The following is a 2,561-nucleotide window of genomic DNA, read 5'->3' as shown; positions in this document are numbered from 1 at the left end:
GGTCCACGTCGATCGCCACATCATTAAGATCGAGGTAGTCGCGAATATCGGTGCCAATGGGGGCATCGGCCGGCAGCTCGATGATGCCATCAGCTTCGACGTCGATACCCAGCTCACTGAAAGAGCAGAGCATGCCGTGAGACGGCTGGCCACGCAGCTTGGCTTTCTTGATGGTGAAATCACCCGGCAGGGTCGCCCCTACTTTGGCCACGCACACTTTCAGGCCGGCGCGGCAGTTCGGCGCGCCGCAGACGATATCCAGCAACTCGGCCTCGCCCACGTTGACCTTGGTCACCCGCAGCTTGTCGGCGTCCGGATGCTGGGCACACTCAACCACCTCACCCACGACCACATTGTTGAACTGGCCAGCCACCGCTTCCACGGCGTCCACTTCCAGACCGGCCATGGTGATCTGCTCAGCCAGTGCATTGTCACTCAACTCGGTGCGGACCCACTCCATCACCCAGGATTTACTGAATTTCATGTTCTCTCGCCCTTACTTGAACTGCTTGAGGAAGCGCAGATCGTTTTCGAAGAAGGCACGCAGGTCGTTGACCCCGTAACGCAGCATGGTCAGGCGCTCAACGCCCATGCCGAAGGCAAAGCCGGAGTATTTTTCCGGATCAATACCGACCGAACGCAGTACGTTCGGGTGCACCATGCCGCAGCCCAGCACTTCCAGCCACTTACCGTTCTTGCCCATCACGTCCACTTCAGCGCTCGGCTCGGTGAACGGGAAATAGGAAGGACGGAAGCGAATGGTCAAGTCTTCCTCGAAGTAGTTGCGCAGGAAGTCGTGCAGAATGCCCTTCAGCTCAGTAAAGCTGGCATGTTCGTCAACCAGCAGGCCTTCAACCTGATGGAACATCGGGGTGTGAGTCATGTCGTAGTCGTTACGATAGACGCGGCCCGGCGCGATGATGCGGATCGGCGGCTGTTGCTGCTGCATGGTACGGATCTGCACACCGGAGGTGTGGGTACGCAGCATCAGATCGGGATTGAAGTAGAAGGTATCGTGATCGGTACGCGCCGGGTGGTGAGCCGGAATGTTCAGCGCATCGAAGTTGTGGAAGCCATCTTCAATCTCGGGACCGCGTTCCACTTTGAAACCCATCTCGCCAAACAGGCGTTCGATGCGCTCGACAGTGCGAGTCACTGGGTGCAGACCACCGTTCTCGATACGACGGCCCGGCAGGCTGATGTCGATGGTCTCGGCTGCCAGCTTCTGGTTCAGAACAGCCACTTCGAGGGTCTCACGACGCTCGTTCAACGCATCCTGAACCTGCTGCTTGGCCTGGTTGATCACGGCCCCCGCAGCGGGACGCTCTTCGGCGGACAAGGTGCCCAATGTCTTCATCTGCTCGGTAAAAAAGCCCTTTTTACCCAGATATTTGACCCGGATCTCGTCAAGGGTCGCAACGTCATTGACGCCCTCAATCTCGGCCTTGGCCTGGCCGACTACTTCTTCAAGCTGTTGCATGTCTTCCTCGTCACCACTCCCGAAACAGGAGCCTGTTAGGCTAAATAAGGTCAAGAGGAGAATAATACAAAAAAAGCCCCTTGGCTGACCATAGTTATGGTGGGCTTTTCTCCCTAGAAATCATTTTGTTATCGGGTAAGCAGCCTATCCTGCCCCCTACTTGCATTAAATATGGGGAAAGAACACTAGTTTGTTGGCATATGAGGGCACTTGTTGCAGGGATGAAGCACACTGGGTGAGCACAACAACAGGATAGAAGAATGACGGGCAGCAAAAGACGAGCAACAAAAAAGGAGGCCGAAGCCTCCTTTTATCTTTCATAACAGGACCGGATTAAACCAGCGCTGCTTTAGCCTTTTCAACCAGGGCGGTGAAAGCCAACTTGTCGTGAACGGCAATATCGGACAGGATCTTGCGATCGATCTCGATAGAAGCCTTCTTCAGACCGTTGATCAGACGGCTGTAGGACAGACCATTCTGACGGGCTGCAGCGTTGATACGCGCAATCCACAGCTGACGGAACTGACGCTTTTTCTGGCGACGGTCACGATAGGCATACTGACCAGCTTTGGTTACCGCTTGTACCGCTACGCGGTAAACTCGGGAACGGGCGCCGTAGTAACCTTTGGCGGCTTTCATTACTTTCTTGTGACGAGCGCGAGCAGTCACACCACGTTTAACTCTTGGCATTTTTCACATCCCCCTTATGCGTACGGCAGACAAGCGACAACACGTTTGTGGTCGGCAGCAGAAACCATGAACTTCGGCCCCAGCTTGCGCTTACGCTTACTGCTCTTCTTGGTCAGGATGTGACGCAGGTGGTTGTGCTTGCACTTGAAACGACCCGAGCCAGTCTTCTTGAAGCGCTTTGCAGCACCCCGGTTGGTTTTCATCTTCGGCATTTCATACTCCGCATTGTGAGTGACAACAAAATCGCAAGGCGAACTGACTCATGGGCGAACCCATGAGTCAATTTCTTGTGGGCCTTAAGATTTCTTCTTAGGTGCGAGGACCATCACTGCTTGACGGCCTTCGACTTTCGGGAACGACTCTACTACGGCCAACTCTTCCAGATCGTTTT

At 54.9% G+C, this 2,561-nt stretch carries 4 protein-coding genes; all 4 read right to left on the bottom strand.

Features of this window, described 5'->3' with window-relative positions; genetic code table 11:
* On the bottom strand, positions 1–484 hold a 484-nt coding region (gene ytpR, locus AAC083_RS00110), incomplete at its 3' end, for a YtpR family tRNA-binding protein (RefSeq protein ID WP_339734439.1).
* 12 nt (positions 485–496) lie between these two features.
* Complete coding sequence (gene pheS / locus AAC083_RS00105; protein ID WP_042034942.1) at positions 497–1,480, bottom strand: phenylalanine--tRNA ligase subunit alpha; 984 nt, start codon at positions 1,478–1,480, stop codon at positions 497–499.
* A gap of 333 nt (positions 1,481–1,813) precedes the next feature.
* Complete coding sequence (gene rplT / locus AAC083_RS00100; RefSeq protein WP_005300683.1) at positions 1,814–2,170, bottom strand: 50S ribosomal protein L20; 357 nt, start codon at positions 2,168–2,170, stop codon at positions 1,814–1,816.
* A 14-nt stretch (positions 2,171–2,184) separates the two neighbouring features.
* A complete protein-coding gene (gene rpmI / locus AAC083_RS00095; protein ID WP_005315535.1) occupies positions 2,185–2,382 on the bottom strand; it encodes a 50S ribosomal protein L35 in 198 nt (65 codons plus the stop codon).
* Positions 2,383–2,561 lie beyond the last annotated feature (179 nt).

The sequence above is a fragment of the Aeromonas sp. HMWF014 genome, assembly GCF_963878295.1.
In the GTDB taxonomy this organism is placed as follows: domain Bacteria; phylum Pseudomonadota; class Gammaproteobacteria; order Enterobacterales; family Aeromonadaceae; genus Aeromonas; species Aeromonas popoffii.
The sequence above is the reverse complement of the archived record's forward strand: the minus strand, read 5'-3'. Positions and strand labels throughout refer to the sequence as shown.